We start from the raw sequence: 18,359 nt of genomic DNA, 5'->3' as shown, positions 1-18,359 counted from the left end.
TTTATCCTATAGGCTGGCTACGCCTTCCAGAGTGTCGATAGCGCGCAGGTTGCGGTACCACATTTCCACGGGGTGCTCCTTGGTAAAACCGTGGCCTCCCAGCAATTGCACCCCGTCTGTGCCGATTTTCATCGCGTGTTTGGCGCAAAAAATCTTTGCCAGATACGCGTCTTCATGGAAGGCCTCGCCTCGCTCCGCACGCGACGCTGCGCGCCATGCCATCAAGCGCATACCTTCAATTTCGATAGCCATGTCAGCAATCATAAAGGCAACGGACTGACGGTTGGTAATGGGCTCGCCAAAGGCCACGCGCTCATTACAGTAGGGGATCGCATAGTCCAGAACGCCCTGGCAGGCGCCGACCGCCAGGGCGCAGATGCCCAGGCGAGACAGGTCGATAAAGCGTTGCAGGTCGAAATCAGTGAGCATGGCTTCGGCAGGGACTTGCACTGAGTCCAGCGTCAGCGTCGCCAGCTGTGCTCCGAGTAGCCCCATGTTTTCCTCTGCCGTGCGAGTCAGTCCCTCTGGATTGCCCTCGATGATGAACGCGGCTGGGGTCTGATCTTCGCGTTTGGCGATCACCAGAATGAGTTCTGCGCTCATACCCAATGGCACCATAGACTTGGTGCCGCTGAGGGCGTAGCTCGCACCACTTTGCACCGCCGTTGTGGCGGGCTCAGTGGGCTCGAAGGTTGCGCGCGGCTCCAGCAAGGCGGTGGTGGCGGCTTTAAAATCGCCCTTGCAAAACAGGGGTAGGTATTTTTCTCGCTGGGCATCGCTGCCCTGGTCCAGCACGGTATTGACGAAGCCCAGCGGACTGATCGCGCCCAGAGCCAGAGAGAGGTCTCCATGAGCCAAGTCTTCAAGGATGAGGGCATTTGAGACCGGTGAGCGGCTCATGCCCGCACCGCCCAGTGCCTCCGGAATTTGAAGGAGAGTCAGTCCCAGCTCTGCTGTCTTGGGGTAGAAGGGCTCGGCGTCGCTTTCGCGGTTATCGACGAGTCGGCTGAGATCGCGAATTTCTGCTGCGGCGAAGCGCTGCATGGTTTCGCGATTCATACGCTGTTCATCCGTCAGGGTCAGGTCAAACATCTGGTCTTGTGCAGCTTCTGTCATGGTGTCCTCTCTGCTTGATAATGTTTAGTCGTGAATTGGGCTGGGCGCCTGTAGGCCACCGATCAGGTAGTCCACCAGGTGATCCAGCAGGGTGTCTTCGTCAAAATCGCTGAGGTCACCGAGCGGCGTGCGCGGTAACCACGCCACATCGGCGACGCCATGCACCACATTGGTTATTACGAACATCAGGCGCAGTCGTCTCACTTTTGCGGGCAGTTCCGGGAGCTGCTCGGACAGCGCTTTGTCCAGCCGTTCCAGGAAGGGCGTAGTAATGTCGTTGACCATATCGGCGATCTCCTCATCGCCATCGCTGACCAGCCTGGACAAAAAACGTGCACCGTCTGCCCCCCAGGGCTGGCGGCCGGGTAGTTCTGCAAGTGGGCGCAGTATGTGGCGACTGCTGCTGCGCAGCGTGCGCGGGACGCCCCGCTCAGCCCGCAGCGCAGCAGCGGTGCGCGCCAGTTCCCGGGATACCATGTCGAGCAGCGCCTGTATGACGCCCAGTTTGTTGTCGAAATGGTAGTGCATGGCAGCGGAGTTCCTCGAGCCAGCCTCCGTACTGATGCGTCGCAAAGAGACGGCGTGCAGTCCCTCTTTTGCGTATAGGTGCAGTGCTGTCAGCAAGAGGCGCTGGCGCGTATCGCTGCTCTTATCCAGAATGTGGCTGGCGGCCATCATGATCGATTGAGTGCTGAGCTTGCTTTGACGAGGAGCTCTATCAGACGGGGGTACCTGACCGGAAAGAGGCGTGTTACGAAAGAGATTAGCAGGGCGTCTTTGCCGATGAGCAGGCGCGGCCGTCGTTGTTCTATGGCGTTGATAATCTGTTTGGCCGCATCACCGGCCGGCGTGCCCGCTGCTTTCTCAAAGGCCTCGGCGCGTTCGTCAGCGCTGGTTTTCGTATCACTGCTGCGGGCAGCTCGAGCGATGTTGGTCTTGATTCCGCCGGGATGTACGCAGCAGACGTGTACATTGCTCCCTGCCATCTCCTGGCGCAGGGCCTCGGTGTAGCCTCTGACGGCGAACTTGGCCGCATTGTAGGCAGACTGTGTGGGCACGCCGATCAGACCGAATACTGAGGATATGTTGACCAGGTGCCCCTGTGAGGCCAGCCGCAACAGCGGCAGGAAGGCCTGCGTGCCGTAAACTACTCCCCAAAAATTGATACCCATAAGCCACTCGATATCGTCGTATCGCATGTCTTCCACCTTGGACATGAGGGCAACGCCGGCGTTATTGATGACAACATCGACGTGACCATCGATTGCGCCAATGCGCTCGGCCCAGGCGTGCACCGCGGCTTTGTCGGCTACATCCAGAATACGGCTCTCGGCGGGGACATCGTGCCGGGGCAGTAAGTCCACGGTCTCAGCCAGACCGTCGGCACTGATGTCACTGATGTGCAGTCTGCATCCCGCCCGGTTCAATTGCAGGGCGAGTTCCCGCCCGATACCGGAACCTGCCCCGGTGACAACGGCGATCTTGCCATTCAGGTAATGCATGATGGGTCTCCTGTCCCTTGACTGAAGAGCGCCAATAATAGGCTTATCTGCCGCTAAAGCAACTGCTTTATTCGGGCCGGTTCCGCCGCGTCTTGCGCTCGAGCTTTGTCCGAGGCTGATCACCCTGTAACAGGGGTCGCGCCAGCCTTTCAGTCTGGACAGACAATAGCCCTTCCCCTACAATGCACCGCCAGATTGCACTTGCGCGGGTGGACACAGCCTGCGCCAGTGTACCCCTGTGTTTAACCACAGATGACTCGAGTGAAAAGGCGAGATGAGGCTTCCCATCTCGCCTTTTTGCGAGCGCTCGGCTAAGGCTTACGCCCGGCTGGCGCCATGTCACTGAACGATGGAGGTTCGCTTGTCCATACCGGCCATACTTGCCCTTGAAGATGGTAGTGTTTTCAAAGGCGTGGCGATCGGCGCAAATGGCGCCTCGGTGGGGGAAGTTGTTTTCAACACTGCCATGAGCGGGTATCAGGAAATCCTCACGGATCCCTCCTATGCGCGTCAGATCGTGACTCTGACCTATCCTCATATCGGTAACACCGGCACTAACGCCGAGGATGAGGAGTCCACTGGGGTCTGGGCCGCTGGCCTGGTTATCCGGGATTTGCCCCTGCTGGCCAGCAATTTCCGCAATGAGCAGAATCTGTCCGACTACCTGTGTGAACGAAATATCGTTGCAATTGCCGATATCGACACGCGTCGCCTGACCCGGATTCTACGTGAAAAAGGCGCTCAGAACGGTTGCCTGATGGCAGGTGAAACCGCGGATGAAACACACGCACTGGCTCAGGCCAGAGCGTTTAGCGGCCTCAAAGGAATGGATCTCGCCAGTGAGGTGACTACCGCTGACACCTACGCCTGGCGCGAAGGCAGCTGGATACGGGGTGAGGGCCACCCCGTGCGGGCCGAGGCCGACTTACCCTATCATGTGGTGGCCTACGATTACGGGGTCAAGCGCAATATCCTGCGTATGCTGGTAGATCGGGGTTGCCGCCTGACTGTGGTGACAGCCCAGACGCCGGCGGAGGAGGTGCTGGCGCTAAAGCCCGATGGAATTTTTCTGTCTAATGGCCCCGGCGACCCCGAGCCCTGCACTTACGCCATTGAGGCAATAAAGGCGATCCTGGAAACAGACGTGCCAGTATTCGGCATCTGCCTTGGCCACCAGCTCCTCGCACTGGCCAGCGGTGCGTCCACGTTGAAAATGAAATTCGGGCACCACGGCGCCAATCACCCGGTACAGAATCAGGATGACGGGACAGTACTTATTACCAGCCAGAATCATGGCTTCGCTGTCGACGAGGACAGTCTGCCGGACACGCTGCGCACGACACACACGTCGCTTTTCGACGGCAGCCTGCAGGGGATTCATCGCACCGACCGGGACGCTTTTAGCTTTCAGGGTCATCCGGAGGCCAGCCCTGGCCCACACGACGCCGCACCGTTGTTTGAGCATTTCATTGAACTGATGGCCGCGCGGGCCGGGAAAAAGTAAGCCGCCATGCCTAAACGTACCGATCTTAAAAGTATTCTTATTCTGGGCGCAGGCCCCATTGTTATTGGGCAGGCCTGCGAGTTCGACTACTCCGGCGCCCAGGCCTGCAAGGCTCTGCGCGAGGAGGGCTACCGGGTTATCCTGGTGAACTCCAATCCGGCTACCATCATGACTGACCCGTCTATGGCCGACGCCACCTACATAGAACCGATAGAGTGGCAAACCGTAGCGCGCATAATTGAGGAAGAAAAACCCGATGCCCTGCTGCCCACCATGGGTGGGCAGACTGCCCTTAACTGCGCACTGGACCTTGCCCGGGAGGGCGTTCTTGAGACATTTGGTGTCGAGATGATCGGTGCCACCAAAGAGGCTATCGACAAAGCGGAAGACCGTCAGCTGTTTGACCAGGCCATGAAGCGTATCGGCCTGGAAACGCCCCGCGCCTCCACCGCCCACAGCCTCGAAGAAGCCTTCCAGGTGCTCGATTCTATCGGGTTCCCATGCATTATCCGGCCGTCCTTTACCATGGGTGGCTCCGGTGGTGGTATTGCATACAATCGCAGCGAATTTGAAGAAATCTGTCGGCGTGGGCTCGACTTGTCACCCACCAACGAGTTGCTGATCGATGAGTCTCTGATCGGCTGGAAAGAGTTTGAAATGGAGGTTGTCAGGGACAAAAATGACAACTGTATTATCGTATGTACTATCGAGAACTTTGATGCGATGGGTGTGCACACTGGTGATTCCATCACGGTGGCGCCGGCACAGACGCTCACAGACAAGGAATATCAAATCATGCGCAATGCATCCTTGGCGGTGCTGCGTGAGATAGGGGTAGAGACCGGCGGTTCCAATGTGCAGTTCGGGCAGGATCCCGAAACCGGACGTATGGTGATCATCGAGATGAACCCGCGGGTGTCGCGTTCCTCTGCGCTTGCGTCCAAGGCCACCGGGTTTCCTATCGCCAAGGTAGCGGCGAAATTGGCGATCGGTTACACCCTTGATGAACTGCAAAACGATATTACCGGCGGCGCCACGCCAGCGTCCTTTGAGCCCTCCATAGATTATGTGGTCACGAAAATTCCCCGGTTTGCCTTTGAAAAATTTGCTGGAGCGGATGCACACCTCACCACGCAAATGAAATCCGTGGGCGAGGTCATGGCGATTGGTCGAACTTTTCAGGAGTCAGTGCAAAAAGCCCTGCGCGGTTTAGAGGTGGGCTCGGCCGGCTTCGAGCACCAGATTGATGTGGATGATCCGGAGCTACGCGACGAACTGGTAGCCGAATTGACTAATCCCAAGCCTGAGCGCATCTGGTATATCGGTGATGCTTTTCGCGCCGGCATGAGTGTGCATGAGGTCTACCAGCTGTCCGGTGTAGACCCCTGGTTCCTTGTGCAGATCGAGGATCTGATTGTCACCGAGGACAGCCTGAAAAAAGTCGCCCTGGATGAGATTGACCGCGATCATATGTTGCGACTGAAGCGCAAGGGCTTTTCTGATGCAAGGCTCGCCGTGCTGCTCGCTGTCAGTGAGCACGATGTGCGGAGTCGTCGCTGTGGCCTGGGGGTTCGCCCGGTCTACAAGCGCGTTGATACGTGCGCGGCGGAGTTCGCCACTGCGACGGCTTATATGTATTCCACCTATGAGGAGGAGTGCGAAGCGGCGCCGTCGGAGCGAGACAAGATACTGGTGCTCGGTGGCGGGCCGAATCGGATCGGGCAGGGCATCGAATTCGATTACTGCTGTGTGCATGCTGTGCTGGCGATGCGTGATGACGGTTACGAGACCATCATGGTCAACTGTAATCCCGAGACGGTATCTACCGACTATGACACCTCTGATCGTCTGTATTTCGAACCGGTGACGTTGGAAGACGTGTTGGAAATTGTTGAGCTGGAAAAGCCCAAGGGCGTGATTGTGCAGTTCGGTGGTCAGACGCCCCTCAAGCTGGCTCGTGAACTGGAGGCGCAAGGTGTGCCGATTATCGGTACCACTCCGGATGCGATTGACCGCGCGGAAGACCGGGAACGCTTTCAGAAAATGATTCAGAAACTGGGTCTCAAACAGCCCGTGAATACCACGGTACGCAGTACCGAGGAGGCGCTGCAAGCAGCCCAGACTATTGGCTTTCCGCTGGTTGTTCGTCCCTCCTATGTGCTGGGTGGCCGCGCAATGGAAATTGTCTATCGTGAGGAAGACCTGCTGCGTTATATGCGCGATGCGGTGCAGGCGTCTGACGATGCCCCAGTGTTGCTCGATAGCTTCCTCAGTGCTGCGATTGAGGTGGATATTGATGCCGTCAGCGATGGCGAGAACGTGGTCATCGGCGCTCTTATGCAACACATTGAACAGGCGGGTGTGCACTCGGGCGACTCTGCCTGTTCACTGCCCCCCTACAGTCTTGATGACGTTGTGCAGGATGCGATGCGTGAGCAGATCCGGCGCATGGCGCTAGAGCTCGAGGTCAAGGGCCTGATGAACGTGCAGCTCGCCTATCAGGACGGAGAAATCTACGTGATCGAGGTCAATCCCCGGGCTTCGCGGACGGTACCTTTTGTGTCCAAGTGTATCGGCACTTCGCTTGCCAAGGTGGCCGCCCGCTGCATGGCGGGGCAGTCGCTGGTCGACCAGGGGTTCACCAGTGAGATTGTGCCGCCCTACTTTAGCGTCAAGGAAGCGGTTTTACCCTTTAACAAGTTCCCCGGCGTGGATCCGATATTGGGGCCGGAGATGAAGTCCACCGGCGAGGTCATGGGCACAGGGGAGACCTTCCCCGAGGCCTTTGCGAAAGCCCAGTTGGCCGCAGGTAGCGCCACGCCTGCAGGGGGCACGGCACTCATCAGTGTGCGCGATGTGGACAAGCCGGGAATTATTGAGGTCGCCCGTGACCTGTCTGAACTTGGATTCTCAATCGTTGCCACCGGTGGTACGGCGCAGGTGATAGAGAGTGCGGGTGTGGCGGTTCGTCGAGTCAACAAGGTGACCGAAGGCCGCCCGCATATCGTCGACATGATCAAGAACGACGAGGCAGACTTTATTATAAATACGACAGAAGGGCGGCGTGCGATTGAGGACTCTGCCTCTATTCGCGCCAGCGCAGAGACGCACAGGGTGTTTTACACCACAACTCTCACGGCCGCTCAGGCACTGTGCATGGCGATGAAATTCAAGGGCGGTAAAACGGTGAGTCGCCTGCAGGAGCTTCACGGGAGAATCGATTCATGAGCACTTACCCCATGACAAAGGCCGGCGAAGCAGCGCTGCGGAAAGAGCTGGAGCGTCTCAAGAAAGTAGAGCGGCCGCAGATAGTGCAGGCCATTGCAGAGGCCCGGGAGCACGGAGACCTGAAGGAAAATGCCGAGTATCACGCGGCCCGCGAGCAACAGAGCTTTAATGAAGGCCGCGTCATGGAAATCGAAGGCAAGTTGGGGAATGCCCAGGTCATCGACGTGACGACAATTCCCAGCACCGGCAGGGTCATTTTTGGCACAACGATAGATCTCATCAACCTCAAAACGGATGACAAGGTGACCTATCGCATCGTCGGCGAAGATGAAGCGGACGTGAAGCACAACCTGATCTCGGTGGTATCCCCTATCGCCCGCGCATTGATCGGCAAGGAGGAGGGTGATGAGGTGACCGTGCGGGCGCCGGGTGGTGAGATCGATTATGAGATTGACCAGGTACGCCATATTTAGTCATATGTAATGTTTGTGCTATGAGCCGGACGACTCCCTCAGCAGGCTGGCTTTGACGGCCGCCCACCCCGCCTGACTCGAGCGTTCATTGAGGCAGCGAAAATCACTGGCCACGATATTACGCTCTCGCAGCAGTCGACAGAGAACATCCATTGGCAGTTCCAGCTGGATGCTTTCGGTACGAGCTTTTTTTTCTGTTCTGCGCACGGTCAATGCAGGATTTGCAATGCGCCCTCAGCGAGCAGATAGCCTGTCGCGGGGAGCGGGCGCCCCAGTGTTGTCATCTCATCGGCTGCCAGTTGCATGCGGGAGCAACCCGCCAGTGCGGCTTGACGGTCTGTTTCGCTGCTGGTCAGCAGTCGTTCCAGCCGGCTAATCGCAGAGCCCAGCACATCGGCCGCGAGGCACGGTTCTTTCAGCTGGTGAAGTAACCGCACCAGCAGGGTGACGGTATCGGTAAAGTGTGTGATGCGCACCGGGCCTCGCCACGGGTGTGAAAGGACAAGCTCGGCAGTCTCGAAGGCCGCGCCGGCATGTCTTGTCGCCTCGACGTAGTCTTCGTCCTCGGCGAGATCAATGCCCCTGTAGTACGCGTCACGCCATGCGTTGACAGCGGCCCTCGGGTTGCTGGCCAGCCATTGCCGGTGGGTGCTGCACAGGAATTGAAGTTTTTTCATGCGATGGTCCTGTTGGGTGGGAGTTATTTAATAATAATGATAATCATTCGCATTTGCAAAGGTTTTAACGAAGTTAATGTTTGGCTGCCCGAATATTCGGTTTACTTCGCTATATGGCACATTTAGAGCATGAATCCGTTGTAAATGAGAATTATTATTACTAACATACTGCCCCATCTCGCTGCACGTCCTGCCCGCCCGGGCAGTGGTGCACGCTCGGCGCAGACAGCAGCAGGCAGATGGTAAAGAAGCGATGGATTCCCTTTGGACGATGAAGGCCGGTGAGGCCTGCGAAATTCTGGAATACGATGGCGTATTGGCGGAGCCTTACAAAGTGCGCCTGATGGAGTTCGGTTTCCATCCCGGGGAAACGGTCATTTGCCTGCAGGCCCCTTCTTTCGGGGCACCCAAAGTCTATCGGGTGAGTAATACCGTCTTTTCTTTAGACGACGAGGTGGCCAGCCATGTGCGGGTGAAGTCGGGTGCCTGACGGCAGGCGTAAAATTCTGCTGATCGGCAGCCCCAACTCCGGTAAAAGCTTGCTATTCAATCGGCTTACCGGGATGTCGCACAAAGTGGCAAACTTTCCCGGCATCACGGTCGACGTGGGCATGGGTGCGATGCAGGCCCTGCCGGATCGGCAACTGGTGGATTTCCCTGGCACCTATTCGCTGCAGGCCATTTCTGCGGAAGAGCAGGTGGCGGTCGAGCAATTTGAGCGGGCGCTGGATGATCCGGATGTGGAGCAGGTACTGTGCGTTATCGATGCCACCCGGTTGGAAAAAAGCCTCTACTTCACGTTGCAAGTGATCCGCGATTGCCAGCGGAGCGGCAAGCGGGTCATGGTATTGGCGAATATGATCGATGTACTGGATCGTCACGACCTGCCGTTCGATACGGCTGGCCTATCCGGCGCGCTGGGGGTGCCGGTGTTGGCCGTATCCGCACGCTCCGGCAAAGGTGTTGTGGCTCTGGTCGAGCAACTGCAGATGCCGGGTGTCATTCCGGCCAGTGCCAAATTCGCCGGCACGCCCGATGAGCTACTGCGCGGTGAGGCTCACCAGTTAGCGCGCCGGTTCAGCCCAAAGGGCGACATCCTGCTCAAGTCACAGACGCGCCTGGACAGTTTTTTCCTGCATTCCCTGACCGGGGGAGTGTCCTTCTTTTTTATTATGTACGTATTGTTCCAGAGTATTTTTACCTGGTCCGCACCGGCCATGGATGCGGTGGAATCGCTGCTCAGCGCTTTGGCGGCATTCGTTGTGCCCATGATCGGTAACCAGATGCTCGCCGACTTTACCTCCGATGCCTTGTTCGGAGGTATTGGCGCATTCCTCGTCTTTGTGCCACAGATTTTTGTACTGACCTTTATCATTGGTCTGCTGGAGGATTCGGGTTACATGGCCCGCGCAGCCCTTATCTGTCACAAGCCACTGCGGGTGTTCGGTCTTACGGGTAAAAGCTTTATTCCTATGCTGTCCGGCGTGGCATGCGCTATCCCTGCGATTTACGCGGCCCGCGCCATTGATTCGCCGCGCAAGCGCCTGTTGACCTATATGGCGATTCCCTTGATGCCCTGTTCGGCGCGACTTCCCGTGTATACGCTGCTTATCGCCGCTTTTATTCCTGCGGGCACCGCGCTTGGCGGGCTGGTGGGCTGGCAGGGGCTCGCGATGTTCTGTATTTATTTCTTCGGCATGCTGGTCGGGCTGTTGGTTACGGGTATCGTTTCGCGCATGAGTGAGGATCACTATACGGACCTGCCCTTTGTATTGGAGCTGCCGCCCTATCGGGTTCCAGGAATTGTGCCCATTGTGCGAAATTCCTGGAACCGGGCTAAGCATTTTATCACCAAGGCGGGGAAAATTATTTTCGCGGTCACGCTGGTGATCTGGGTGTTGGGTTACTTTCCTAACTACGGTGCCAATCTCGGTGAGTCCTGGCTGGGAACACTGGGCCACTGGATAGAGCCTGTGTTCGAGCCCATTGGCCTTGATTGGCGTTACGGTGTTGCCATCTTTACTTCATTCCTGGCCCGGGAAGTTTTTGTTGGCACGTTGGGCACTATTTTCGGCATTGAAGGCGCGGATGAAAATATGGTGCCGCTGGTGCAGCACATTCAGGCCAGTGATTTAGCTATTGGCTCAGGCCTCGCGCTGCTGGTCTTTTTCGCTATTGCGCTGCAATGTGTTTCCACCGCGGCCATTCTGGCCAAGGAAAGTGAGTCTCGCTCGCTTACCGTAAAAATGCTGGTGGGTTATTTCGTGCTGGCTTACGTCGCGTCCATTCTGGTCTACCAGGTGGCAGGTTTGTTTACCTGACGTCGCGGCGGGTAGACGCGGTTTAGTCGGAGCGCTGGCACTGGAAAAGGTGAACCTGGGCGAGGACTAGTTCTGCGACGAGTTCGAGCATCAATGCATGATTGTCTTTCCTGACGGCTTCCAGACCGGTACTGATTTCCTGGCGCAGTGCCTCGCGGTCATCGGCAGCAAGCCTCTCAGGCAGGCGCACCGCAAACCGGTATTGCTCCGTTTCACTGATTCGATGGTAGATAGAAGTAAGCTGGTGGGTGGCGAAGGCGATCAGTTCTTCATCGGCGCCCTTGGCGGACAGGATCTCGCGCAGTCGGGCCTCGAGAAACGCCATGCCCTGCGCGCTGGGTGTGGGAAATTCGAGCAGATCCCCCATGCCGTGCAGCCCCTGTTTTGTTCTTTTGTATTATAGTCGAGGCGGGCGCGGTGCGGAAGCGGTGCTACACGGCGCGAATCAGGTTAGACAGTTTCGGGTCAGGTTTTTTTGCGGGACGTAGCAGTAGGATCACGTTGCCAATACTTTGCACCAACTGTGCACCGGTGGTACTGCAGACTTCGGAGGTCATCTCGGCTTTCGCCGCGCGGTCGCCCATTGCCAGTTTCACTTTAATGAGTTCATGCTGGTCAAGGGCCCGTTCGAGCTCCGCGGCAACCCCCTCGCTGAGGCCATTGCCTGAAATCATGACGACGGGCTTCAGTTTGTGGCCGATAGCGCGGAGTTGCCTGATGGTATGCTTTGCATTCTTACTCATGGCGCTTCCAAGGTACAATAAGGGCCAGACGCCCAAAAGGGCGTGCATCATACACAAGTGATCCCGCAGGCGAAACCGCACTCCATGGCCAAGAAACGATCGTCCAGTAAATCCTGGCTAAAAGAGCACCGTGACGACCCCTACGTGCAGCGAGCGCAGCGGGAGGGCTATCGCTCCAGGGCCTGTTACAAGCTGCTGGAGCTGCAGGAGAAAGACCGGTTAATGGCGCCCGGTATGACGGTACTGGATCTGGGCAGCGCGCCCGGCGGCTGGTCTCAGGTGGCGACCGAGGTGCTAGGCGAGCGAGGCGACGTGATCGCCTCTGACATTTTGCCAATGGATAGCCTTGCGGGTGTTACATTCTTGCAGGGGGATTTTTCTGAACAAGCGGTATTTGACCAGATACTTGCCGCTCTTAACGGGGGCCGCGCGGATGTCGTGTTGTCCGATATGGCACCTAATATGAGCGGCCTGTCAGCGGTGGACTTGCCCAGGGCCATGTATCTGGTTGAGCTGGCGCTGGACCTTGCGCAACGGGTCTTGGTGCCAGGGGGGTCATTCGTGGCCAAAATCTTTCACGGGGAGGGCTTTGACGCCTTTGTTCGTGATACGAGGCAGGCCTTTGGCAAAGTGTTGACGCGCAAACCCGCCGCGTCCCGATCCCGTTCTCGCGAGGTCTACCTCGTTGCCCGCGATTTTCGTGGGGGAGGTGGTTGAAACGTGGAGACATTGCCCCAAGTGTAGTAAATTAACGGCTATTGACGCGATTTACCCGCCCGGGCGAGCGAATACTTCAGCTATTTCATATCCTTTGGATCTGATGAGCGCCCTCGGCAGATCCCAAAACAGTTTTCCGTGCGTATAGTCTTGTCTATCTTCGGGAAAAGAGTTCGGCGGCAGACCGCCAAGAGGTGAAGACATTGAACACTATGGTTAAGAATTTGTTGCTCTGGTTGGTGATTGCCGCCGTTTTGTTGTCCGTTTTTAACAACTTCAACATGCAGGGAACCACTGAGCAGGTTGGATACTCCGAATTGATCTCCGAGATCCAGACCGATCAGGTGAAGAAGGTGGTGGTAGATGGGCTGACCATCACCGGCGAACGCTATGACGGTACGCGGTTCGAAACGATTCGTCCCATGGTGGAAGATCCGAAGTTGATTGATGACCTGCTCGAGCATAACGTCGAGGTTGAGGGTCGTAAGCCTGAGCAACAAAGCGTTTGGACACAGCTGCTGGTCGCGAGCTTTCCTATCCTGATTATTATTGCTGTCTTTATGTTCTTTATGCGGCAGATGCAGGGCGGTGGTGGCGGCCGTGGCGGCCCCATGAGTTTTGGCAAGAGCAAGGCCAAGTTGCTGGGTGAGGATCAGATTGTCACTACGTTTGCGGATGTGGCGGGTGTCGATGAAGCCAAGGAGGACGTGCAAGAGCTGGTTGAATTCTTGCGTGATCCCAGCAGGTTTCAGAAACTGGGCGGACGCATTCCCCGGGGCGTGTTGATGGTAGGGCAGCCCGGTACGGGTAAGACGTTGTTGGCGAAAGCTATTGCCGGGGAAGCCAAGGTACCTTTCTTTTCTATATCAGGCTCCGATTTTGTCGAGATGTTTGTCGGTGTCGGCGCGTCCAGAGTGCGCGACATGTTCGACCAGGCTAAAAAACAGGCTCCCTGTATTATATTTATCGACGAGATCGACGCCGTAGGGCGCCACCGCGGTGCAGGTCTTGGGGGCGGACACGATGAACGTGAGCAAACACTCAACCAGCTGTTGGTCGAAATGGATGGCTTTGAAGTAAACGACGGCGTCATTGTCATCGCCGCTACCAACCGCCCGGATGTGCTGGATCCCGCGCTGCTGCGTCCCGGTCGCTTTGACCGCCAGGTGGTGGTGCCTCTGCCCGATATCCGTGGTCGCGAGCAAATCCTGAAAGTGCACATGCGCAAGGTTCCATTGGCGGAAGATGTGGCACCGTCGCGCATCGCGCGCGGCACCCCCGGGTTCTCTGGCGCGGACCTTGCCAATCTGGTTAACGAGGCGGCTTTATTTGCGGCCCGTGCCAATGTGCGTACGGTAGGCATGAACCAGTTTGAACTGGCCAAAGACAAAATAATGATGGGCGCCGAACGTCGCTCCATGGTTATGTCAGAACACGAGAAGAGAAACACGGCTTATCACGAGGCAGGGCATGCGATTGTCGGTCGATTGGTGCCGGAGCACGATCCTGTTTACAAGGTGAGCATTATTCCCCGTGGCAGGGCGCTGGGTGTGACCATGTTTTTGCCGGAAGAGGATCGTTACAGCCACAGTCGCCGGCATATCGTAAGCCAAATTTGCAGCCTGTTCGGCGGACGTATCGCCGAGGAGATGACGCTGGGCAAGGAGGGCGTAACCACAGGTGCGTCTAACGACATCCAGCGCGCGACAGAAATTGCCCGCAATATGGTCACGAAGTGGGGCCTGTCCGAGAAGATGGGCCCATTGATGTATGACGAGGCGACCGAAGAGGTGTTCCTTGGGCGCAGCGCGGGGCAGCAGCATCTGTCGGTGTCCGGCGAGACCGCCAAGCAGATCGACGAGGAAGTGCGCAGTATAATAGATGAGTGTTATGCCATTGCGGTGCGTTTGCTGGAAGAAAACGTCGAGAAACTGCACAAGATGGCCGATGCCCTGATGACGTACGAAACGATTGATTCCGAGCAGATCGACGACATCATGGCTGGCCGTGAACCGCGCGAGCCTAAGGATTGGGGTGGCTCTGGTGGCGATGCCATGCCGGATCCACAAGAGGCCGGTGATGACTCGGGCCAGCAGGATTCTTCCGGCAGTCCGATTGGCGGTCCCGCGGGCGAACACTGATATTTCAGGGCCGAGTGCCTTTCCCTGATGCCTTAATAGGCCCGGCGCTTGAATGCGCCGGGCGCACCTTATCCCTCGATCGACCCGTCGTCATGGGTGTGATCAACACGACCCCCGACTCCTTCTCCGATGGAGGAGCGCTTTTCCGCGATGCCCGTCTGGATATACATCAGGCGCTGGCCCGCGCCCGAGACATGGTCTCTGAGGGTGCTCGCGTGCTTGATATTGGTGGTGAATCCACTCGACCGGGCGCAGCCCCTGTCTCGGTTGCCGAGGAAATGGACCGCGTGTTACCTCTGATCGAGAGAATCAATGCGGAGTTGGATGTGGTCGTATCGGTGGATACCAGTACGCCCGCCTTGATGTCTGAGGCAGCCCGACTCGGTGCCGGTTTAATCAATGATGTGCGCGCCCTGACCCGAGAGGGTGCGTTGGCCGCCGCCGCCGATTCAGGATTGCCGGTCTGCCTGATGCATATGCAGGGCGAACCGGGTTCCATGCAGGCGGCGCCGCACTATGAGGATGTCGTTAGCGAAGTCAGTGACTATCTGGGCGCCCGCGTCGATGCCTGCACTGCCGCCGGTATAGCGCCTCAGCGCCTCTTGCTGGACCCTGGATTTGGCTTCGGCAAAACCGTTGCACACAATCTTATTCTGCTGCGCGAGTTGCCGCGTCTTGGCGCGCTGGGATTTCCCCTGCTGGTAGGATTGTCGCGCAAATCGATGATTGGCAAACTATTGGGGCGTGAAGTCGGGCAGCGTTTGCCCGCAAGTCTGGCGCTTGCCTTGTTGGCGGTGGAGCGTGGCGCTGGCGTGGTGCGTGCGCATGACGTCGCGGCCACAGTGGACGCGTTGGCCATGGTGACGGCCTTGCGAAAAGTGGAGAATAAAAACAGTGACTAAACGGTACTTTGGGACAGACGGCATCCGCGGGAAGGTAGGTGAATTTCCGATTACGCCCGAGTTTATGCTCAAGTTGGGGTGGGCCAGTGGCCGCGTATTTTCGCGCAGTTTGGGGCAGGGCGGTCGCGCCCTGGTCATGATTGGCAAGGACACGCGGATTTCAGGTTATATGCTTGAGTCTGCTCTCGAGGCGGGGCTGGTGTCGGCCGGTGTAGACGTCAAGCTGATGGGCCCCATGCCCACCCCCGCCATTGCTCACATGACCCCAAAGCAGAATGCCGAGGCGGGCATCGTCATCAGTGCTTCGCATAATCCGTTTTATGACAACGGAATCAAATTTTTTGGGCCCGACGGGGCCAAGTTGTCCGATGAAATGGAGCACGCAATAGAGGCGGAGCTGGAGCTGGAGTTGTCCACTGTGTCGTCGCGCGAAATCGGCAAGGTGTTGCGTATCGACGACGCTGCGGGACGCTATATCGAGTTCTGTAAATCGACTGTCCCCGAGGATTTCAGTCTGCGAGGCTTGAAGGTCGTGGTGGATTGCGCGCACGGGGCGACTTATCACATTGCCCCCGCGGTCCTCGGCGAACTGGGTGCCGATGTCATTACCATGGGTGTACAGCCGGATGGCTTTAATATCAATGAAGGTGTCGGTTCAACGGATATGTCTGCCCTCTCCTCGATGGTCAAGGATAGCGGGGCCGATATTGGCATTGCCTACGACGGCGATGGTGATCGAGTCCTGATGACAGACCGCGATGGCGACATTGTCGACGGGGATGAGCTGGTTTACATCATCGCTATGCACCAGTTGAGCCACGGCACCAGCGATGCAGGTATCGTCGGTACGCAGATGTCCAACCTAGGGCTGGAGCTGGCACTGCGCGACGCGGGGCTGGATTTTGTGCGGGCCCAGGTGGGCGACCGCTATGTGAAAGCATTGATGGAGGCCAATGGCTGGCACCTCGGCGGTGAGTCTTCAGGCCATATTATCTGCTCCAACGTCACCACTACGGGGGATGGTATCATCGCCTCCCTGCAGGTTCTTATGGCCCTGCAGGCGGCGGGGGGGGACATGGCAGTGCTGCGGACTGGTATTTCGATGTGCCCCCAGACCATGATTAACGTGGGTGTCAAAGGAAAGGTGCAATTGGCAGATTACCCCGGTATCAGTGAGGCGGCGTCATCGGTCGAGCAGCGCTTGAAGGGGGAGGGTCGCGTCTTGTTGCGCCCCTCCGGCACGGAGCCAAAGGTTCGGGTCATGGTGGAGGGCAGGGATGCCGGTGCCGTGGATGAGCTGTGTGCCGAGCTTGCGGCAGAGGTAGAGCGAATCCTGGGCTGATTTACCTCGCGGGCCAAAGGCCCCTTCGGTCGGGCGATCCTCAGTGGCGTTAAGGGAAAAGTCCGCTGAAGGTGACAGTCAATTTTTTAATACCGTTGCGTGTGCTCGCTCAGGTATGGACTAACATGCTCGTTACGAGCACCGCCGCGAACAAGTTTGCAGGCCAATAAATGCGCAACTCGCGAATGTCGCCAGCTCAGTCAACTTTATCAGTGCGGCAATCTACTATCGATGGACAGTTTACTTGTCTTATACTCAGACGATGGGGTTCGCTGCAGTGAAAAGTTGGATACTGAACACGCTTACGGTTCTGGTATCCATCCTGGTGACGTTTGCTATTGCCGAGGTTCTGCTGCGGACCCTTTACCCAAAGTACGAATACGCGGCCGACGCCCGCTTCCAGGCAGATAGCTTGCGGATCACGACGCGTCCGCCCAATGCCCGGCGCACCGTGCACCATCCCGACACCCGGGCCCCGCATCTGGTGATCTATAACAATCATGGTATGCGTCAACACCGGGACTTCGGGCTGCACGATCTGAAAGACGCCACCAACGTGGGCTTCTTCGGTGACTCCTATATGGAGAACATGGGTTTGCCGGGCCCTTACTCCTTTACTGAGCCATTGGACTACCTGTTGAACCGGTCAGGCCGGGATTTCAACGTGCTGAACTTTGGTCAGAGCGGATACGGGACGGACCAGTCGTTCCTCGCGTATAAACATGCCGACCTCAGTGCGACGCTCGACCAGGTCTTTTACGTTTTCTGTATCAACGATATCCGGAACATCTACGAAAATGATCTGTTCTACCTGAACCAGGGCGGGGAACTGCAACGTAATCCCGCGCTGGCGACGCCCTGGTGGATCAAGTTGATTTCTCGCCTGCACCTGACCTACCTGCTGCAGGACGGTTATAACAGGGTGCGCCCGCGCAAGAATGATTGGGAAGGGTTGGATGCACGTATTCTGCAGGAAAAACATGCCGACAAGCACGTGCGAAAACGCATGCGGTCAGATCGCGCAAAATCGGTCGGCAGTAGTATTCGCGAGGGCACAGACAACCCGGACGTCACCCGGAGCCTGGCCGTCTTTCAGGCACTGCTCGAAAAGTGGCAGACACTTGCGGCGGTAAACGGCGCCCGCTTTTATGTTGTATTACTGCCCACGGGTAATGGCAGCCTGGTGAAAGAGTTCATCCCGGACAATATTCCCGTCATCGACCTCTACGCACGCTTCGCCGCCACGACTCCGGGTTACGACTACAAAGACTGGCATTTCGAGAACGATCGGCACTGGGCAGAGGCGGCCAATCGGCTCGCAGCGGCGACCCTTTACCGGGACATCGCCGAACAGGCCGAACTTGACGCGCTGCCCGCCAGCCGCGTTGATCAGTTGCTGTACACGTATTACTCCGCCTTTGACCTCGGGTGGATGCCGGCTGCACAAGCGGAGCCTGTAAACCGAAACGATGGCGAACTGAAAAGAATTGCCGACCGATACGCCGAGCTGGACGCGGCCCCTGCGCCGGGTGACTGAGCCGTTGCAGCAAGCGCTAGCGCGTTGTGGGCTGCGGCAGTAGATAGGCTTTGTGCGGAGCTGGCTGCAGAGGCAGAGCGGGTTCTGGGCTGAGATGCCTCATCGGGCAAACGCCCATCTTGTCAGCAGAGGTTAACTTGGTTACCATTGCCGCCG

General features: G+C 57.5%; 17 protein-coding genes. 10 read left to right on the top strand and 7 right to left on the bottom strand.

The features are described from left to right. Positions 1-6: 6 nt before the first annotated feature. Genes EYC82_RS10370 through EYC82_RS10360 form a run of 3 tightly spaced genes read right to left on the bottom strand, consistent with a single transcriptional unit; the run spans position 7 to position 2,618 of the window. Entirely contained in the window at positions 7-1,116 is a 1,110-nt protein-coding gene (locus tag EYC82_RS10370) for an acyl-CoA dehydrogenase family protein (protein ID WP_279249456.1), read from the bottom strand. 24 nt (positions 1,117-1,140) lie between these two features. Next, positions 1,141-1,794: a TetR/AcrR family transcriptional regulator gene (locus tag EYC82_RS10365; protein WP_279249455.1), complete on the bottom strand. Its 654-nt coding sequence runs from the start codon at positions 1,792-1,794 to the stop codon at positions 1,141-1,143. After that, positions 1,791-2,618, bottom strand: a complete 828-nt coding sequence (locus tag EYC82_RS10360) for an SDR family NAD(P)-dependent oxidoreductase (RefSeq protein ID WP_279249454.1) — start codon at positions 2,616-2,618, stop codon at positions 1,791-1,793. Before EYC82_RS10360 ends, EYC82_RS10365 begins: the two co-directional genes overlap by 4 nt. 361 nt (positions 2,619-2,979) lie before the next feature. Between EYC82_RS10360 and carA the strand changes: the two genes are divergently transcribed. From carA to greA, 3 genes are read left to right on the top strand one after another with little or no spacing between them, the layout of a single operon-like run. Continuing rightward, positions 2,980-4,122: a glutamine-hydrolyzing carbamoyl-phosphate synthase small subunit gene (gene carA / locus EYC82_RS10355; protein ID WP_279249453.1), complete on the top strand. Its 1,143-nt coding sequence runs from the start codon at positions 2,980-2,982 to the stop codon at positions 4,120-4,122. 6 nt (positions 4,123-4,128) lie between these two features. After that, positions 4,129-7,350 (top strand): carbamoyl-phosphate synthase large subunit, encoded by a 3,222-nt coding sequence (carB, locus tag EYC82_RS10350; RefSeq protein ID WP_279249452.1) that lies wholly within the window; start codon positions 4,129-4,131, stop codon positions 7,348-7,350. Next, positions 7,347-7,823, top strand: coding sequence for a transcription elongation factor GreA (greA, locus tag EYC82_RS10345; RefSeq protein ID WP_279249451.1), 477 nt, complete (start codon positions 7,347-7,349; stop codon positions 7,821-7,823). The genes carB and greA overlap by 4 nt, the downstream gene beginning before the upstream one ends. A gap of 18 nt (positions 7,824-7,841) precedes the next feature. Here the strand turns inward: greA and EYC82_RS10340 are convergent, their stop codons facing one another. Beyond that, complete coding sequence (locus EYC82_RS10340; protein ID WP_279249450.1) at positions 7,842-7,976, bottom strand: hypothetical protein; 135 nt, start codon at positions 7,974-7,976, stop codon at positions 7,842-7,844. A 56-nt stretch (positions 7,977-8,032) separates the two neighbouring features. Beyond that, positions 8,033-8,500: a hypothetical protein gene (locus tag EYC82_RS10335; RefSeq protein WP_279249449.1), complete on the bottom strand. Its 468-nt coding sequence runs from the start codon at positions 8,498-8,500 to the stop codon at positions 8,033-8,035. 253 nt (positions 8,501-8,753) lie between these two features. On the opposite strand from EYC82_RS10335, the gene EYC82_RS10330 reads away from it, so the two are divergent. Then, positions 8,754-8,990 (top strand): FeoA family protein, encoded by a 237-nt coding sequence (locus EYC82_RS10330; protein ID WP_279249448.1) that lies wholly within the window; start codon positions 8,754-8,756, stop codon positions 8,988-8,990. After that, positions 8,983-10,821 carry a ferrous iron transporter B gene (feoB, locus tag EYC82_RS10325; RefSeq protein ID WP_279249447.1) on the top strand — a complete coding sequence of 613 codons (1,839 nt, stop codon included), beginning with the start codon at positions 8,983-8,985 and terminating at the stop codon, positions 10,819-10,821. The genes EYC82_RS10330 and feoB overlap by 8 nt, the downstream gene beginning before the upstream one ends. Before the next feature lie 22 nt (positions 10,822-10,843). Here feoB and EYC82_RS10320 read toward each other — a convergent pair whose 3' ends face one another. Continuing rightward, positions 10,844-11,188: a hypothetical protein gene (locus tag EYC82_RS10320; RefSeq protein WP_279249446.1), complete on the bottom strand. Its 345-nt coding sequence runs from the start codon at positions 11,186-11,188 to the stop codon at positions 10,844-10,846. Positions 11,189-11,252: 64 nt separating this feature from the next. Continuing rightward, entirely contained in the window at positions 11,253-11,564 is a 312-nt protein-coding gene (locus EYC82_RS10315) for a YhbY family RNA-binding protein (RefSeq protein ID WP_279249445.1), read from the bottom strand. Between the two features lie 84 nt (positions 11,565-11,648). On the opposite strand from EYC82_RS10315, the gene rlmE reads away from it, so the two are divergent. The 5 genes from rlmE (at position 11,649) to EYC82_RS10290 (ending at position 18,203) form a co-directional block, all read left to right on the top strand. Beyond that, the gene (gene rlmE, locus EYC82_RS10310; protein ID WP_279249444.1) at positions 11,649-12,281 is read left to right on the top strand and encodes a 23S rRNA (uridine(2552)-2'-O)-methyltransferase RlmE; all 633 of its coding nucleotides are present in this window, start codon (positions 11,649-11,651) and stop codon (positions 12,279-12,281) included. Positions 12,282-12,493: 212 nt separating this feature from the next. Then, complete coding sequence (gene ftsH / locus EYC82_RS10305; RefSeq protein WP_279250687.1) at positions 12,494-14,422, top strand: ATP-dependent zinc metalloprotease FtsH; 1,929 nt, start codon at positions 12,494-12,496, stop codon at positions 14,420-14,422. Positions 14,423-14,514: 92 nt separating this feature from the next. Next, complete coding sequence (gene folP, locus EYC82_RS10300) at positions 14,515-15,324, top strand: dihydropteroate synthase (RefSeq protein WP_279249443.1); 810 nt, start codon at positions 14,515-14,517, stop codon at positions 15,322-15,324. Next, positions 15,317-16,666: a phosphoglucosamine mutase gene (glmM, locus tag EYC82_RS10295; RefSeq protein ID WP_279249442.1), complete on the top strand. Its 1,350-nt coding sequence runs from the start codon at positions 15,317-15,319 to the stop codon at positions 16,664-16,666. Before folP ends, glmM begins: the two co-directional genes overlap by 8 nt. A 277-nt stretch (positions 16,667-16,943) precedes the next feature. Further along, the gene (locus EYC82_RS10290) at positions 16,944-18,203 is read left to right on the top strand and encodes an SGNH/GDSL hydrolase family protein (protein ID WP_279249441.1); all 1,260 of its coding nucleotides are present in this window, start codon (positions 16,944-16,946) and stop codon (positions 18,201-18,203) included. Positions 18,204-18,359: the final 156 nt, after the last annotated feature.

Origin of the sequence: Candidatus Marimicrobium litorale (assembly GCF_026262645.1) — a bacterium.
In the GTDB taxonomy this organism is placed as follows: Bacteria; Pseudomonadota; Gammaproteobacteria; order Pseudomonadales; family Halieaceae; genus Marimicrobium; species Marimicrobium litorale.
This window is presented reverse-complemented; position numbering and strand designations above follow the sequence as displayed.